A 15,293-nucleotide genomic window follows, 5' to 3' on the forward strand; every position below is an offset into this window, starting at 1 on the left:
TAATATATGTCCTGCTGGTCCAGCAGGATGTCACCGGCACAAGGTCGCCGAGGACGAGGCCATCCGGCTCGCGCAACATGACCCCCTGACCGGTCTGCCCACCCGCGCCTTGCTCGATCAACTGGCCGATCGCATGCTCGCGAGTACCCGCCGCACGGGTGATCAGTTGGCTGTGCTGTTTTTCGACCTCGACCGATTCAAGGCGATCAACGATATCTATGGCCACTCGGTGGGCGATCAGCTCCTGCAGGCCGTTGCGCAGCGACTGCGCGAAAGCTTCCGCGAGGCGGATCTCATCGCCCGGCTGGGAGGAGACGAGTTCATTGCGGTGTTGACGAACCTCAACGACGCAGACGACGCAGCCCGTGCCGCGCGCAACGCCATCGCGGCACTAACACCGCCTTACCCCATTGCGGACCTGATACTGCACTGCGTTCCCAGTCTCGGGATCAGCCTCTTCCCGCAGGACGGTGACAGCATCGAGTTGCTCATCCAGGGGGCCGATCATGCGATGTATCACGCCAAGCAGATTAGCCCCGGTGGTTATCAGTTTGTGACCGAGGCGCTCAACCAGCAGGCGCATACCACGCTGACCTTGGAAACGCGTCTGCGCGAAGCGCTATCGCAGCAGGAATTCCGGCTCGCCTATCAACCGCTGCTGGACCCCCACGACAGTCGTATCACCGGGGTCGAGGCCCTGCTGCGCGGTGACGGGCGATCTGAAATTGGGCCTATGCGCAATTCGGGGGGCTGGAAACCTTCGCCCGCTTCGGCGTTAGCGTGTATTAAGACGCCAAATTGCGGGTCGCGCATGGGCGGCCTATTCGTGCTTGCCGCAAGCAGCCGGAATACAAATCGGAATCGGAGTTGCCAACTCCATGATTACCGTGGCGGGACTGGTGTTCTCGATCACGCTGGTCGCCTTGTCACTCAACTCCAGTCAGTATACTCGCGCGTGATTCGCAACTTCATGCGCGACCGCGTCAATCAGCGGGTGCTCGGTATCTTCGCGTACTGCCTGGTGGTCTTGCGCACGATTTGCGAGGGTGGGGCCGAAGCCTTTGTTCCATCTCTGGCGGTCTCGACCAAAATAGCGACGGAATCGCTCGTGCGTGATCCACTCGGGGGCATCGAACAGCGCGGCGGCCCCGCGCAGCAACTGGGCGTTGTCCCGATCCCTAAATAGGCGTTTCCCTGATTAACACGGCTCACCGGAGTTTGCATGATTCAATTTCGTGGCGAGAGCTATGAACAACGCGGCAAACCGGCCCGCCGAGGCCCCGCAGCAAGGGTTCGAGGCTGGCCACGAGATGAAAGACTGGCTCGCGGCCGAGGCCGAGTTGGCCAAGGTCGACTGATGATTCCCGACCACTCCTGTAACTGAACGCGCCGCTGGTGTTTTCATGCCTGGCTGCGGTCCTGCGTTCTCCTGGAAGCTCGACGCGCATGAGACGGAATTGCAGCGGATTCCCTGGGCGACAACAAAGCCGCACAAGCCCGTATCTTGGTGCTTGATAGTGGCCGGCTCTTGGACCCTGTGATACGCAGCGCCAGAATGGGTGCCCGGTCTAGCAGGCGTTTTGACGGAAAGTGCTACACGCAACGCGTTTCCCACAACGCGACTTCCGTAATCCCGCTAAACCGGGTGCCTGCTTCCAGGCCCCCAAGGGGAATCTTTAGGATTAGGTTTCGAGGAACAAGCCGCGTGAGGCCAGCCCGATGTCGCTTTTCACTTTGATCTGGTCCACTCGATAAAATCCACTCTTCTGAGACTGAATACGGAACCGCCCGGCAACCTTTGGTGCGCTAACTTTCAAAAACGAGTTCCAATGGCTGCTTGCGGATGAAACCACGCAAAATCGCCGCAGCCATCGTGGATGGCACTGCAAACCAGGTCTCGCGCTCGATGCCTGTTCCCTCAAACTGGAAGACTGGCTGGGATACCCCATGCAAGCCACCGAAAAGTTCAACAGTATCAGTCATTTGATCGGCGCGGTCCTCGCGCTGATCGGTGGCGTGTTGCTCATCATCCTGGCGGCAAAAACAGGCGATGCTCGGGCGATCGTGAGTGTCAGCATCTACGCGGTCACACTGCTCCTGCTGTATCTGATCTCGGCGATGTATCACAGTCTGAGTGGTCGAAAAAAACAAGTCTTCCGGGTACTTGACCACCAGGCCATTTATCTGCTGATCGCCGGAACCTACACACCCTTCGCGCTTGTCGGCCTTAAAGGCGAGCTTGGCTGGTGGATATTCGGGACAGTCTGGACGTTGGCGGCACTCGGCATTGTCCTCGATGCTCTGCCCCAGCGTGGGCCGCGCTTCATACCGGTGATCATCTATCTTTTGATGGGTTGGCTCTGCGTGTTCGCGCTAAAGCCCGTCCTTGCAGCCCTGCCATCCGAAGCCTTTCGTTGGCTTTTGATAGGCGGCATTCTCTACACCTCAGGGATCCTTTTTTACGTTCTCGATCACTGGTATCCCTCTTGCCACGGCATCTGGCATCTTTTTGTGCTAGCTGGAAGCATCAGTCACTATGGTGCGATACTGCTTCTGTTGTGACAGAACATGACGAGGAATCCCTCGGCCGTAACCGCAACAGATGCGAATCGAGCCGCGCCGGACCGGGAAATCGGTAATCGGTTCGATTCTGCTCCGGTTCCGTCGCTCTTTATCCTGTGGTTATGGCGTGCCTGTTTTGTGATGACTTGCGCATTTTATTTGGCTCTCCCCGTCCTATGATCGGTCACGGCAAGAGCGGCATTGCACTTGTTTGAATCCGGCGAGATCCACAAAGATCAGCGCAAATAGCGGAAGGGTCGATTGTCCGAAGTCGATGCTGACACGCTCGTGCAGTCGCGTGGCCAGACGGCGACGATGCCGCGATGCTGATTGGGGAATTTAGAGGCTGGACACCCACACTCCCACGCTGAGCGTGGCCCCGGTTGGCCCGAGGTAGGAGCCCGCAACTGGTGGCACGGATTCAGGGTGCCGCGCCACAGCGACGACGAAGTGCTGCGAGCCGGCCATGGTGCCGAGCGAGGGATCGAAGCCCTTCCAGCCAGCGCCCGGCAGATAGACCTCGGCCCAGGCGTGGGTTGTGCCATAGTTGAATGCCGATGGCTCCGCCTGGAGATAGCCACTGACGAAGCGCGCGGCAAAGCCCAGGTAGCGGGCGGCCTCAATGAAGAGGGCGGCAGAGTCGCGACAGGAGCCGCTGCCGAGGGTGAGCGTTTCTGCGGCGCTCTGCACGCCCGGCTCTTCGCGCAACTGGTACGTCAGGCGCTCATGGATGCTGGCACACAGGCGTTGCAGCAGCGCATAGCTCTGGATCGGCTCGCCTGCTGCCCAGAGACTGTCGACCCAGACCTTGAGTGGGTCAGGGCGTGGATCCTGGAGTGGATCCGGCTGCCCGCAGCGAGAAGTCTCCATGTAGGGGAGAAGCACCGGGCGATCCTCGGCGCAATAGGCGAAGGGGTAATCAACCGCTGCGGTGTCTATCAGAAAATCGAGCGGCGCCTCGTTAAACTGTTGAATGATAAGGTCACTCTCGATTGCCAGCTGGCTGGCCAGGGTGTCGAAGGTGGCGATCACCACCGAGTTGTCCTCGACATCCCGGTGCCAACGCAGGGTTGCTGCCGGCTCGATGTTCAGCGTTGATGACTCGATACGCAGGTCATGATCTTCCCTTGGTCGTAAACGCAATACATGCGGATCAAGCCGCGCCGGACCGGGAAAGCGGTAGTAGGTTCGATGCAGGATGCGAAAGCGTTGCATCGCTCAAGTGTCGCTGCTGGTTGGCAGGCGAGTACAGACAATGCGAGGCATGGCAGCGGTGCCTAAGTCGCTCCGCCCTTCAGATTTCCCAGCAGGGGGTTGGGTTCCTGCTTGGTTTTCTTGGCACTGCGCTTTTCTTTTAGCGTCTGCGCAGGCTTTTTCTTCGCCTCTTTATTGCTGTGTCGTTCTTTGGTCATGGAATCCTCGCCGGAGGGTCTCTCGCGGGGTTGCTGAATTTTTAATTAGTGCGGAAATTAAACAGCGCGTAGGCTGGGCAGAAGCGGAAATACGCTGTAGCCAGCACCACCGCGCCAATGGCCGCTGAGATCCAGCCACCACCGAGAAAGCCCGCGATGATCATGAGCGCACCGGCAATCGCGCGGATTAGTGTATCGGTATTACCTATGTTGGGTTGTTTGTAATCAAAGCGCATGATCAATGTTCCTGTCGTGGTGCTCGTCATTGGGCCTGTCATTGTGAAAGAAATGTAGCCATCTTAGCCAACTCGGCTTCGGCCGCGAGCCAGTCTTCCATCTCGTGGCCTACATCGAATCCGCGTTGCTGGGCCTTGAAGTAGGCGATTTCGGCGATTATTTCCTCTTTTACGATTAGATCGTCTTTTACTTGGGAATCGTCGCTGGCCAGATTGGTGTTCTTGGCCTTGACCTTGGCGTTGGTCGTGGCGCGCGCACTTGCGCTCTTTTTAGGGGTGGTTTTTGTCGTCATGTGGATTACCTTTGTTGTGTTAATGGGCGATTGTGCATGAGTTCACCCGAAAGGAAAGTGTTCCAGCACTCTGACCCGAGCCAGGCGACCCTTAACATTTGCCGCTTTGATCTGATCCATGACTCTCAATTATCCATGACTCTTCTGAAACTTAATATGCAGGCTCAGATGGGCTTTGATGATCGGGGCAACACCTGTTTGGGTATCGGGGTATTGATGTTATTGATGTGACGCACATTCCCAGGACAGACCAGGGTGGTCTATGCTGAGGCGATGACAGCGTCGCCTCGGTCGTTTAAGACCGCGTTGTCTGTCGCAGGTGGAAACAGATGAAGACTTTGAGCATCCGACCTTTGCCCGGTTGCTTCGGCGGGCTGCGCCCCTTCCTGCTGCCCATTGTGATCCTGGCCATCGGGCTTACGCTGACCGCTGGGTTTTGGTTGTTCGCCCGGGAACAAGCGCGGCAGCACCGGGAGGATGAACTCAGTCTGTTGGCGTGCAAGGTCGCCGGTCTGATCGACGAGCGGCTCCGTGACAACGTCCCGTTGCTGCACGGGATGCCTGCCCTGTTGGCCCGCTTGAGCTTGACGCAAGATCGGCTGCGGCCGGTGCAGGCAGACCTCGCGCGACCGGGGCTGCTGGCGGCCTTTGATGGGGGGCAATGGTCCATCGCCGTCACGGCCGCGCCTACGTTCGAGTACACCCGGCATGGCCACATCGCGACATGGGGCGGCCTGGGTGGACTCACCCTCAGCCTGCTTTTGGCACTGATTTTCGCAATACAGACACAAGCACAGCGACGCCTTGCCAGCGCCATGGGGGCGTTGGAGCGCACCAACCAGCAGCTCGCCGAGCAGGAACGTCAGCTGATATGGGCACAGCGGACCGCTCAGCTTGGAAGCTGGACTTTTGATCCGAGTACCAAACAGGCGAGCTGGTCGGAGGCCATGTTTCCGATCTGGGGACTGAACCCAGAGGATGGAGTGCCGAGTTACGAGGAGCATCGTTGCCACATCCATCCCGACGATTGGTCCACCTTCGACCAGCTCGTCAGTCGGGCTGCGGAGCGGGGGGAGCCCTACCAACTCAGGTTGCGCATCCGCCGTCCTGACGGCGAGGAGCGCCGGATGATTACCATCTGTACGCCCCATCTGAATGCTCAGGGCCAGGTCGTGCGGCTCTCCGGCACCGTTCAGGACATCACCGAACGCGAGCAAGAGGAAGTCGAACGGTGCCACCTGCAGGCCATGCTCGCCCGCACCGAACGGCTCGCCCATGTTGGCAGTTGGGAATTGGAGGTCGAGACAGGCAGGGTCAGCTGGTCCGAGGAGCTGTTTCGCATCTTTCAGATGGATCCGGCTGAAGGGGCGCCTTCCTTCACCGAACACCACCGACTCTTGTATCCCGAAGACTTTGCGCGCCTGAAAAAGGCGATGGATGCAGTGATCAACGAAGGCTCCCCTTACGCCCTGGAGTTGCGTGCTCGCTGTCGCGACGGCAGCACGCGCGAGTGTTTCACGCGGGGGTATCCCGAGATTCGCTGGAGTCACAAGGTTACTCATGTCTACGGCACCTTCGAAGACATCACCGAGCGCAAGGAGGCGGAGCGGGCTTTGCGCCTCGCTGCCAGCGTTTTCGCGCATAGCTTTGAGGCCATCATCATCACCGATGCCGAGAACCGCATCGTTGAAACCAATCCCGCCTTCAGCAACATCACCGGTTATGCACGGGCGAGCGTGCTGGGCAAAAATCCGAGCATCCTTGCCTCCGGTCACCATAATGAAGCCTTTTATCGCGCGATGTGGGACGCGATCAGGCACCAAGGGTCGTGGCGGGGCGAGGTCTGGAATCGGCGCCAGGACGGTCAGCTCTACGCCGAGCTGTTATCGATCGCGGCTGTCCGGGATGCCGACAATGCGATCCAGAACTATATCGGCGTCTTTTCCGACATCAGCGAGCTCAAGGCCCACGAAGGGGAACTGGATCGTCTCGCCAACTACGATGCCCTGACCGAGCTGCCCAACCGGCGGTTGTTGAGCGACCGACTGGAACAGGCGCTGGCCGGAACGCGACGCTCAGACCGGCTTATCGCGGTTTGCTATCTCGACCTCGACAACTTCAAACCCATCAACGATGAGTACGGGCACGAAATGGGCGATGAGGTACTGATCAGCATTGCTGATCGGCTGCGCACGCTGATCCGTGCGCAGGATACGGTGGCCCGACTGGGCGGCGACGAGTTCGTCCTGCTCTTCTCCGACCTGGTGCAAGCGCAAGACAGTCATCTTCTCTTGGAGCGCGTCCTGGCTGTGGCAACGGCACCAATTCTCTTGCACGGCGTGACCCACCGCGTCTCGGCCAGTATCGGAGTGGTCTTGAGTCCACCGGATGTCGAGAGTGCTGACAGCCTGCTACGCCATGCCGATCAAGCCATGTATTGTGCCAAGCAGGCGGGGGGGAACCGTTATCACTTTCACGATGGCGAGTAGCCGCCCGATTGGCTGCGCCAGTTAGGGCGTTGGGGTAGAGTCCGGTGGGAATCGCTGTCTGAACCATCCTTTTCCCCATGCCAACATCAGGGAATACCGGCTGTGTCTGGCGGCCTCAGATGCGCTAATTTACAGAGAGCGGCCCTGATTCTTACATGCCAGATTCCGCATCCATGGCAACTTAATAGGGGAAGCGACTCATGATTACCGCACCCACCCTTGCGTCTCCAAAACAAAATCATCTGCTCGCGGCTTTGCCCGCCTGCGAGTTCGAGTGCCTGAGCCCTCATCTGGAGCTGGTTCCACTGCCGCTTGGTAAAGCCCTCTACGAGCCTGGCGAGCGATTGGAGCACGTCTATTTTCCCAACAACGCCATTGTCTCCCTGTTGTACGTTATGAAGGATGGCGCTTCCGCTGAGATTGCCGTGGTTGGCAACGAAGGCATCGTCGGCGTCGCTCTGTTCATGGGCAGTGACACCATGCCGAATCGCGCTGTGGTGCAGAGCGCTGGCCACGCCTATCGTCTCAAGGGTCGGCTGCTTAAACAGGAGTTTTCCCGCTTCGGCGGGAGCCGCTGCGCGGGATTACATACGATGCTTCTGCGCTACACCATGGCGCTCTTGACCCAGATGGCGCAGACCGCCGTCTGCAATCGACACCACAGCATCGACCAGCAACTCTGCCGCTGGCTGCTGCTCAGTCTTGATCGACTGACCTCCAGTGAGCTGTTTATGACCCAGGAGCTGATCGCCAATATGCTGGGCGTGCGGCGCGAGGGCGTCACCGAGGCCGCTGGGCGATTGCAGAAAGCTGGATTGATTCACTACAGACGGGGCCATATCACCGTACTGGACCGGCCAGGCCTGGAAGCACGGGTGTGCGAATGCTATCAGGTGGTCAGAGATGAGTTCCAACGTCTGCTCCCGGATGGAGATCAGCGCAGCGCCATGGATGGTGCGACTAATCAGGTTGCGCGGTCGCTGGCGTTCACGATATAGAGTTGATCTTGCGCAGAATCGGGGCTGCCCCGATACGCCCATCGGCACGAAATCCGCTACTCTGCCATCGTAGCCCTAACCCCAGACCACAAGCCCCGAGCTTGAACGACCCGCAGGCCAGCGATGCATTCTGATTCGGACCCTCAAACCCTGGTGATCGTGGATGATCATCCCTTGGTGCGCGAGGGTCTGAAAGCCATCCTGTCGCATGAGCCGCAGCTGCGCGTGATTGGCGAAGCCGGTGGCCTGAGCGAAGCGCTGGCGTTGATGCAAGCGCAAGTGCCTGATCTGGTGATCATCGATTTGGCCCTGGCCGATGGCGACGGACTGGATCTGATCCGGCGACTGAAAAGGCATCATCCAGATATCAAAATGTTGGTGTGTTCCATGCGCGAGGAGACGCTCTTTGCCGAGCGGGCGCTCCATGCGGGCGCTCTGGGCTATGTGCACAAGAGCGAGGTGGCGCTGCATATCATCGAAGCCGTACGCACCACGCTGAACGGGCGCATTTTTTTGAGTCCGGTGATGGTCGAGCGCATTCTGCATCGCACCAGTCCTGGGGTGGCGGCGACCGATCTGGCTCTGGACACCTTGAGCGATCGTGAATTGCAAGTCTTCGACCTGCTGGGAAACGGCCGCTCCACGGCGGAAATTGCCCAGGGGTTGCATCTGAGCGTGAAGACGATAGAAAGTCACCGGGAAAAGATCAAACGCAAGCTGCAACTGGCAAATTCCGCCGAATTAATCCGCTGCGCGACCCTCTGGTCGCAGACCCAATGCTAAGCGATCCCGAGGTCGAGGAAGCGCTGCTCGACCAAGTGCTGCTGCTGTTGCGCAAGGACAGTCTGTGCGACTTCAGCGGCTATCGGCGCAGCATGGTCTGGCGCCGGGTCAAACGCCGCATGGGCTTGTGCCGGATCGGCGCCACGCAGGCGTATCTGGCCCATCTGCGCGACAACCCGGACGAGACCCGCGCGCTGTTTCAGGATCTGCTGATTGGCGTGACGCGTTTTTTTCGTGATGAACAAGCCTTCACCGCACTTGAACAGGCTTTGTTCGCGCCGGGTGTCTCCTCGCTGCTGGATGCCAGCGTGGTGCGCGTCTGGGTGCCCGGCTGTGCCACCGGCGAGGAGGCCTACTCGCTGGCCATTCTGCTGCTGGAGCATGGCGCGCACCGGCGCACGGCCCCGAGCCTGCAAATTTTTGCTACTGACATTGACCCGCAGGCACTGGAAGTGGCGCGGCGCGGCCGCTATCCCGACAGCATTGCCTACGATCTCGGCGTCGAGCGCCGGAACCGCTTCTTCGTGCGCGAGGACCGCCACGCCTTGCGCGTAAACAAACAGGTGCGCGAGCAGGTGGTCTTTGCCTGCCACAACCTGATTGCCGACCCGCCCTTTTCCCATCTCGATCTGATCAGTTGCCGCAATGTCCTCATCTATTTCAAGCCACAGGTTCAGCGACAAATTCTTGGCCTGTTCCATTTTGCGCTCAAGCCCAATGCCACGCTGCTGCTCGGTCCGGCTGAGACTATCGGTCGGGACACGGATCTCTTTGCCACCCTGTGCAAGCCCTGGCGGCTGTTTTCGCGGATTGGGCCGACCCGACGCGAGGATCTGCGCTTTCCGATCGACGCCAACAGCGCTCGTCTCCTCTCCAGTTCGCCTGACAACCCCATGACGGTGTCGGCGCCAACCCTTGACGAACTTGCCCGCAGCCTGTTGCTGGAGGAGTTCGTGCCCGCCTCGGTGCTGGTCAACAGCCAGCTGGAGAGCCTTTATTTCTTCGGCCCCACCGACCGCTATCTGATCCGTCCCAACGGCCCGCCGAGCGTGGATCTGATCCTGATGGTTCCCGAGCGCCTGCGCGCGCGTCTGCACGGCGCCTGCCAGCGCGCGCTGAGCACGGAGAGCGATCAGCGCGTGGAGGATCTTCAACCACAGGCATCCGGCGGTTCGCGGCGGGTTGAGATTCGGATTCGCGTCCTGCGCCAACCGGCCGCCGTGCGCGGTCTGCTGTTGATCAGTTTCATTGAGCAACCCTCAGCGCCAGCGGCACTTCCGGACGCGGACGCCCACGCCGACACCGACGCGAGCACCACCGCCGAGAGCCGCGAGCGCCAACGCTTGGAACGCGAACTCCACAGCGCCCGCGCTGACTTGCAAACCACCGTCGAGGCGATGGAACAGGCCAACGCGGAGCTGAAGGCTTCCCATGAGGAAGCCGTCGCGATGAACGAAGAGTTCCAATCCGCCAATGAGGAGTTGGTCAGCTCCAAGGAAGAACTGCAATCGCTGAATGAAGAACTGAACACAGTCAACACTCAGCTGGAAGAGAAAATCCGCGAACTGGAAAACAGCGGCAACGACCTGGCTAACCTGATCGCCAGTGCCGAAATCGCCACGGTGTTTCTCGATACCAGACTGCGCATCAAGCGCTTCACGCCCGGCGGCGCGACCTTGCTGAATCTGCGCCCCGGTGACGAGCAACGCCCGCTGAGCGATCTGGCGCCGAACCTGGACGACCCCGAGCTTCTCAGCGATGCCCAGCGGGTGCTCGATACCCTAACGCCTAATGAACAGGAAATCGCTGGCGCCGACGGCACGGACTACCTGCGTCGCATCCTGCCCTACCGCACCCAGGACAATCGTATCGATGGCGTGACCATCAACTTTATCGACATCAGTGCCCGCGCCCGCGCCGATGCCACCGTCCGCCACAGCGAGGCGCGCTATCGCATTCTGTTCGATGACTCGCCGATGTGCCTGATGGAACTCGACTGCTCTGAGCTGAAAGCCTATCTGGAGTCACAGCGCTCCGATCCCGCGCATGGCGTCGGCGAGCCGCTGCGCACTCAGCCGGAGTGTTTTGACGCCTGCTGCCAGCGCATCCGTCTGGTGGCTGTCAACCAAGCCGCCCTGGCTTTGATGCGCGTCGCCTCGCAAGACGAACTCAAGGCCGCGCTGCCGCGCCTGTTGCCGATCCAGTCGTCGCATCAGCTGGCGGATCTGATCGAGTCGCTCCTGAGCCATTCCGAGCAGCTAATGCACGAAGGGGTGCTACACAGCGGCAGCGCGCGTGAAATTCCGGTGCTCTGCCCGCTGGTGCCGGCGCCCGGCGCTGAGACCAGCCTCGAGCGGGTGTTGGTGGCGCTGATCGACATCAGGGATCGCAAAGCGATGGAAACCGAGCTGCGCCATCGCGAGCAACGGCTGGATGCCGTGGTGTCCAGTGCTGCGGACGGTATTCTGGTGATTGATCACGCTTGGCGGCTGCAGCAACTGAATGCGGCGGCGGCGGCCTTGTTCGGCGTCGATCCGGTCGCCATCCTCGGCCAGCCGCTCGGACAGCTGATTCTGCCCGATGACAAAGATGGTCCATTCGAATTGTTTAAGACCGGCGTTAGTCCGTTGCCCTGTGATGGGCACTGGCCGCGCGGTTGTATCGGCCGGCATGCCGATGGCAGCCGCTTCCCGCTGGAACTGTCGGTGTCCGCGATCGGCCATCTTGACCTGTACGTGCTGTGGGTGCGCGATCAACGCCAGCGCCTGCGCCTGGAGCGGGAAGTGATTGAAGCCAGCACCCGCGAGCAGGAACGCATCGGTCGGGATATTCACGATGGATTGGGGCAGCAACTGACCGGCATCAGCCTGTTGGCCGCGCGCCTGGCCACCAGCCTGGCTGAATCCAAGTCTGCCGAGACTCAGCTGGCCGTTGCGCTCTCGGAGCACATTCAGCAGGCGCTTGCCGATACTCGGGGAGTGGTCAAGGATCTCGCACCGGTGGACATTGTCGCCGATGGGCTGCCCAAGGCGCTGGTGGCGCTGGCTGAACGTCTGCGGGCCACCAACCCAGCCCTGAGCTGCGAGTTTCACGGTGATGTCGCCTTCAGCATTGCGGACCGACATGCCGCCGCGCATCTGTTTCGCATCGCCCAGGAGGCGGTCAACAATGCTGTTAAGCACGGTCAGCCGCACCAGATCGACATTCGCCTGGAGGAAGACGAGCAGCGTCTGGTGCTATCGATCAGCGACGACGGCATCTGGAAGCCGCCCGTCGCTGGCGACGCCGGCCAGTTTGGCCTGCACATCATGCGCTACCGCGCCAGCCTCATCGACGGGCTGCTGGAGATTCAAATCGGCACTCAGGGCGAGCAGCGCGGCACCCGGGTGCGCTGCATCTGGCCGCTGAGTCATGGTGGGTCAGAGCCTTGAGGTGTTGCATGCACCTCACGCCGGCCTTGCATCTATCCTTTTTTTCCTGACCTGGAGTACGATTCCATGCCTTTTGGTCTCATCGACATGCCCTGGTGGGGCTATGTGCTGGTCATCCTTGGCCTGACGCATGTCACCATCGCTTCCGTCACCATCTTTCTGCACCGATATCAGGCGCACCATGCGCTCGATCTGCACCCCGTCGTGAGCCATGGCTTCCGCACCTGGCTGTGGCTCACCACCGGCATCGTCACGCGTGAATGGGTCGCCATTCATCGGAAGCATCATGCCAAGTGTGAGACACCCGAGGATCCGCACAGTCCGCAAATTTATGGGCTGAACAAGGTTTTGTTTGATGGCGTGGATCTCTATCGCCGCGAATCCGCAGTGCCCGGAACGCTTGAGCGCTATGGGAGCGGAACGCCCCAGGATGCCATCGAACGACATCTTTACACCCCGCACGCCAACCTTGGCATCGGTCTCATGCTGGTGATCGATCTGATCCTGTTCGGCCCCATCGGGCTCACCGTCTGGGCGGTGCAGATGATGTGGATTCCGTTCTTCGCCGCTGGCGTGATCAACGGCATCGGCCATTACTGGGGTTATCGCCGCTTCGCGCCCAACGATGCCTCGCGGAATATTCTTCCCTGGGGCATCCTGATCGCTGGCGAGGAGCTGCACAACAACCACCACGCCTATGCCACCTCGGCCAAGCTGTCCAATCAATGGTGGGAGATCGACCTCGGCTGGCTGTATATCCGGCTGCTCGCAGCACTTAGGCTGGCCAAGGTTCGGCGCGTGGCGCCCAAGTTGCGTATCGATCCGAGCAAGCAGCGCTGCGACATTGAGACTTTGCAGGCCATCATGACGCATCGTTATGCTGTGCTGGCCAGCTTTGTTGACAGTTTGAAACCGACGGTCAGGCAAGAGGTTCGTCAACGCCAGGTCGGCGCTGCGCTTGGGCTTGGCGACAAAAAAACGCTGCGAGCTGTGCAGAATGGTTTGCAGCGGGGCGCGGAGCATCTGCCCGAGACCGAGCGTGACATTCTGGAACAGGCGCTCGCCGCCAGTCCGCTGTTGCGCCGGCTGTTCGCGATGCGCCAAGAGTTGGTTGCCCTGTGGGGACGATCCAATGACTCGCGTGAGCAGCTGGTCGAAAAACTGGAAAACTGGCTCCAGCAAGCCGAGATGAGCCGTGTCCTGGCCTTGCAGCAATTCTCCCGGCAGCTCTGCAGCTACGCTTGAGCACTCGTGCGGGTGTTCTACATAGAGCCCGATAGAGGTCGATAGCGCTCGCGTGTCAGGCGCACCCTTTGTCTTATTGGCTTAAATCCTGCTCCCAAATCAATCGCAATATTTCGGATGATTCTAAGCTCTTATTGATTGGGCATTCTGGACAGCCCCGGCGAGTAGGTGGGTTGTCACATTCAAAGCAGCCTTCTACGGTCTTAGCGGCATTGGATAAATCCTCTTGCAATGTAGCCAATGCCCTGGCTTGCTCTTGGAGCTGTTGTTGCAGGGATTTGAGAACTGTATGAACGTCGTGGCTGGCTTGCTTTCCTGAGGGACATTTTTCCCTGGCTGTTGCAAGTTCTTTGATAAGGGAAAGTGGTACTCCAGCGTATGCAAGCTTAAGAATGACACGAAAACGTGAAATGTCTTCTTCCGAGTAAAGACGTGTGCCGCCAGCTGTACGGCGTGCTGCAACCAAGTTTTCTTCTTCGTAAAAACGTAGTGTTCTTGGTGTCGTGCCAAGGAGGGCAGCCACCTCGCCGATTTTTTTCAGAGAGGTGGTGCCCATCTCGCTATGCACCCACCAATTGGGCTTTGTAGCCGAAGGATTGGACCTTCGCAAGTAGCGCGCCAGTTGAGGTTGCCTCAGGGTTGAATGCCACCAGCAAAAGATGATCCTTCCCAGGGTTGAATCGCGGGGCGACGACACCGTGAATCTGTCGCATGGATTCCTCCAAGGTGTTTCGCTGTTGTTCGCTAAGTTTTTGATTAATATGGATCAGGATATCACTTAGGCTCATGATATTGCTCCTCTGTAGATCTGCAAGACACGGCAATATCTTTATCTCACGTTAACGTCAGATATGCAAGCGATTTATCACCTGATGTCAAAAATAACCCGAGCCCAAACCGCGCTTGCAGCAAGCCCTAAAAAATATGCCAAAGCTACGGATATCGACGGCTTGATATATAGTTATACGCCGAAATCGTGAATTCTTCACTGATTTAATCATAACCGTATTTACATTTTATGGTTTTAATTGAGATTATAATTCCTCCCTTTAAATTTGTTTGAATTTATTGTGTTCTGTTCGAATGCAAAATGCTGTTTTTTGCAAGATTGCCTGTTCTCGACTTTGGCCATTTTCTGAGCTTGGCTCGCTCAGCGAGAAGCCAAGCAATCACCTGAGGCGGGGCAGGCGAATCAAGTGAGGCTCGCGGCAGAGCATGGCAAGCGGTATCGTTTGAGGCTGACAAAAACCTCAGAGGAGGTTCGCCATACTTGCTCTGCCTGTCTCCATTGTAGCCGTTCTTCAGCCTTTTGCCAGCCTGTTTACGAGTCCCACATGGGCACATGCGCAAGTGTTAGTCCTTGGTACCCTGTTGGCGCAGGGGCCGCGCACGGTCACGGCGGCGTTACGGGCGATGGGGTTGTCAGGTGAGCGGCGTTTTGAGCGTTACCATCGGGTGCTCAATCGAGCCCGCTGGTCGGGGGTCCGTGGAGCACAGATTTTGTTTGGCCTCTTGATCGGTCTGTTACCCCCCGGCGTGCCGATTGTGGTGGGGGTCGATGAAACCCTGGAGCGGCGCTCGGGCCGGCGCATTCGCGCGAAAGGGGTTTATCGTGATGCGGTGCGCTCGAGCCGGCGCAAAGTGGTCACGACGATGGGGTTGGAATGGGTGGTCATGGCATTGCTGGTGCCTTTACCCTGGAGTCAGCGTCCCTGGGCCTTGCCCTTTCTGACCCTGTTGGCTCCCTCGCGAGCGGCGAATGACGCCGCTGGGCGCGTGCATCGCACGACGCTGGACTGGACGGTGGTGATGGTGCGCCTGGTCGGGCGCTGGTTGCAACGTCG

Annotated in this window: 15 protein-coding genes; 9 read left to right on the forward strand and 6 right to left on the reverse strand. The window is 59.2% G+C overall.

Annotated elements, in window-relative coordinates; genetic code table 11:
* The first annotated feature begins 109 nt into the window (after positions 1–109).
* The 3 genes from CKO36_RS20655 (at position 110) to trhA (ending at position 2,562) form a co-directional block, all read left to right on the forward strand.
* Entirely contained in the window at positions 110–1,186 is a 1,077-nt protein-coding gene (locus tag CKO36_RS20655) for a DUF2254 family protein (protein WP_476705511.1), read from the forward strand.
* A gap of 61 nt (positions 1,187–1,247) precedes the next feature.
* Positions 1,248–1,358: a DUF2934 domain-containing protein gene (locus tag CKO36_RS11495; protein WP_200284205.1), complete on the forward strand. Its 111-nt coding sequence runs from the start codon at positions 1,248–1,250 to the stop codon at positions 1,356–1,358.
* A gap of 589 nt (positions 1,359–1,947) precedes the next feature.
* On the forward strand, positions 1,948–2,562 hold the full coding sequence (gene trhA, locus CKO36_RS11500; RefSeq protein ID WP_200284206.1) for a PAQR family membrane homeostasis protein TrhA: 615 nt from the start codon (positions 1,948–1,950) through the stop codon (positions 2,560–2,562).
* A gap of 339 nt (positions 2,563–2,901) precedes the next feature.
* Here trhA and CKO36_RS11510 read toward each other — a convergent pair whose 3' ends face one another.
* The 4 genes from CKO36_RS11510 to CKO36_RS11520 all read right to left on the reverse strand — a co-directional run bounded on the left by CKO36_RS11510 (position 2,902) and on the right by CKO36_RS11520 (position 4,503).
* Positions 2,902–3,777: a transglutaminase family protein gene (locus CKO36_RS11510; RefSeq protein WP_200284207.1), complete on the reverse strand. Its 876-nt coding sequence runs from the start codon at positions 3,775–3,777 to the stop codon at positions 2,902–2,904.
* Between the two features lie 62 nt (positions 3,778–3,839).
* Entirely contained in the window at positions 3,840–3,974 is a 135-nt protein-coding gene (locus tag CKO36_RS20130; RefSeq protein WP_275957849.1) for a hypothetical protein, read from the reverse strand.
* A 41-nt stretch (positions 3,975–4,015) separates the two neighbouring features.
* Complete coding sequence (locus tag CKO36_RS11515) at positions 4,016–4,210, reverse strand: YgaP family membrane protein (RefSeq protein ID WP_200284208.1); 195 nt, start codon at positions 4,208–4,210, stop codon at positions 4,016–4,018.
* A gap of 38 nt (positions 4,211–4,248) precedes the next feature.
* Positions 4,249–4,503 carry a DUF2934 domain-containing protein gene (locus tag CKO36_RS11520; RefSeq protein ID WP_200284209.1) on the reverse strand — a complete coding sequence of 85 codons (255 nt, stop codon included), beginning with the start codon at positions 4,501–4,503 and terminating at the stop codon, positions 4,249–4,251.
* Between the two features lie 329 nt (positions 4,504–4,832).
* Here CKO36_RS11520 and CKO36_RS11525 point away from each other — a divergent pair, with 329 nt between their 5' ends.
* The 5 genes from CKO36_RS11525 to CKO36_RS11545 all read left to right on the forward strand — a co-directional run bounded on the left by CKO36_RS11525 (position 4,833) and on the right by CKO36_RS11545 (position 13,449).
* Complete coding sequence (locus tag CKO36_RS11525; RefSeq protein ID WP_200284210.1) at positions 4,833–6,992, forward strand: sensor domain-containing protein; 2,160 nt, start codon at positions 4,833–4,835, stop codon at positions 6,990–6,992.
* 200 nt (positions 6,993–7,192) lie between these two features.
* Positions 7,193–7,990: a Crp/Fnr family transcriptional regulator gene (locus CKO36_RS11530; RefSeq protein ID WP_200284211.1), complete on the forward strand. Its 798-nt coding sequence runs from the start codon at positions 7,193–7,195 to the stop codon at positions 7,988–7,990.
* Positions 7,991–8,113: 123 nt separating this feature from the next.
* Positions 8,114–8,773, forward strand: a complete 660-nt coding sequence (locus tag CKO36_RS11535) for a response regulator (protein ID WP_200284212.1) — start codon at positions 8,114–8,116, stop codon at positions 8,771–8,773.
* Positions 8,767–12,204 (forward strand): CheR family methyltransferase, encoded by a 3,438-nt coding sequence (locus CKO36_RS11540; protein ID WP_200284213.1) that lies wholly within the window; start codon positions 8,767–8,769, stop codon positions 12,202–12,204. The genes CKO36_RS11535 and CKO36_RS11540 overlap by 7 nt, the downstream gene beginning before the upstream one ends.
* Positions 12,205–12,270: 66 nt before the next feature.
* Positions 12,271–13,449 carry a DesA family fatty acid desaturase gene (locus CKO36_RS11545; protein ID WP_200284214.1) on the forward strand — a complete coding sequence of 393 codons (1,179 nt, stop codon included), beginning with the start codon at positions 12,271–12,273 and terminating at the stop codon, positions 13,447–13,449.
* Positions 13,450–13,522: 73 nt separating this feature from the next.
* On the opposite strand, the gene CKO36_RS11550 is transcribed toward CKO36_RS11545, so the two are convergent.
* Both CKO36_RS11550 and CKO36_RS11555 read right to left on the reverse strand, forming a co-directional pair.
* Positions 13,523–14,005, reverse strand: coding sequence for a MerR family transcriptional regulator (locus CKO36_RS11550; RefSeq protein ID WP_200284215.1), 483 nt, complete (start codon positions 14,003–14,005; stop codon positions 13,523–13,525).
* A gap of 4 nt (positions 14,006–14,009) precedes the next feature.
* The gene (locus tag CKO36_RS11555) at positions 14,010–14,237 is read right to left on the reverse strand and encodes a hypothetical protein (protein WP_200284216.1); all 228 of its coding nucleotides are present in this window, start codon (positions 14,235–14,237) and stop codon (positions 14,010–14,012) included.
* 562 nt (positions 14,238–14,799) lie between these two features.
* Between CKO36_RS11555 and CKO36_RS11560 the strand changes: the two genes are divergently transcribed.
* A partial coding sequence (locus CKO36_RS11560; RefSeq protein ID WP_338053465.1) for a transposase occupies positions 14,800–15,293 on the forward strand: 494 nt, incomplete at its 3' end.

This window comes from Rhabdochromatium marinum (genome assembly GCF_016583795.1).
Lineage (GTDB): Bacteria > Pseudomonadota > Gammaproteobacteria > Chromatiales > Chromatiaceae > Rhabdochromatium > Rhabdochromatium marinum.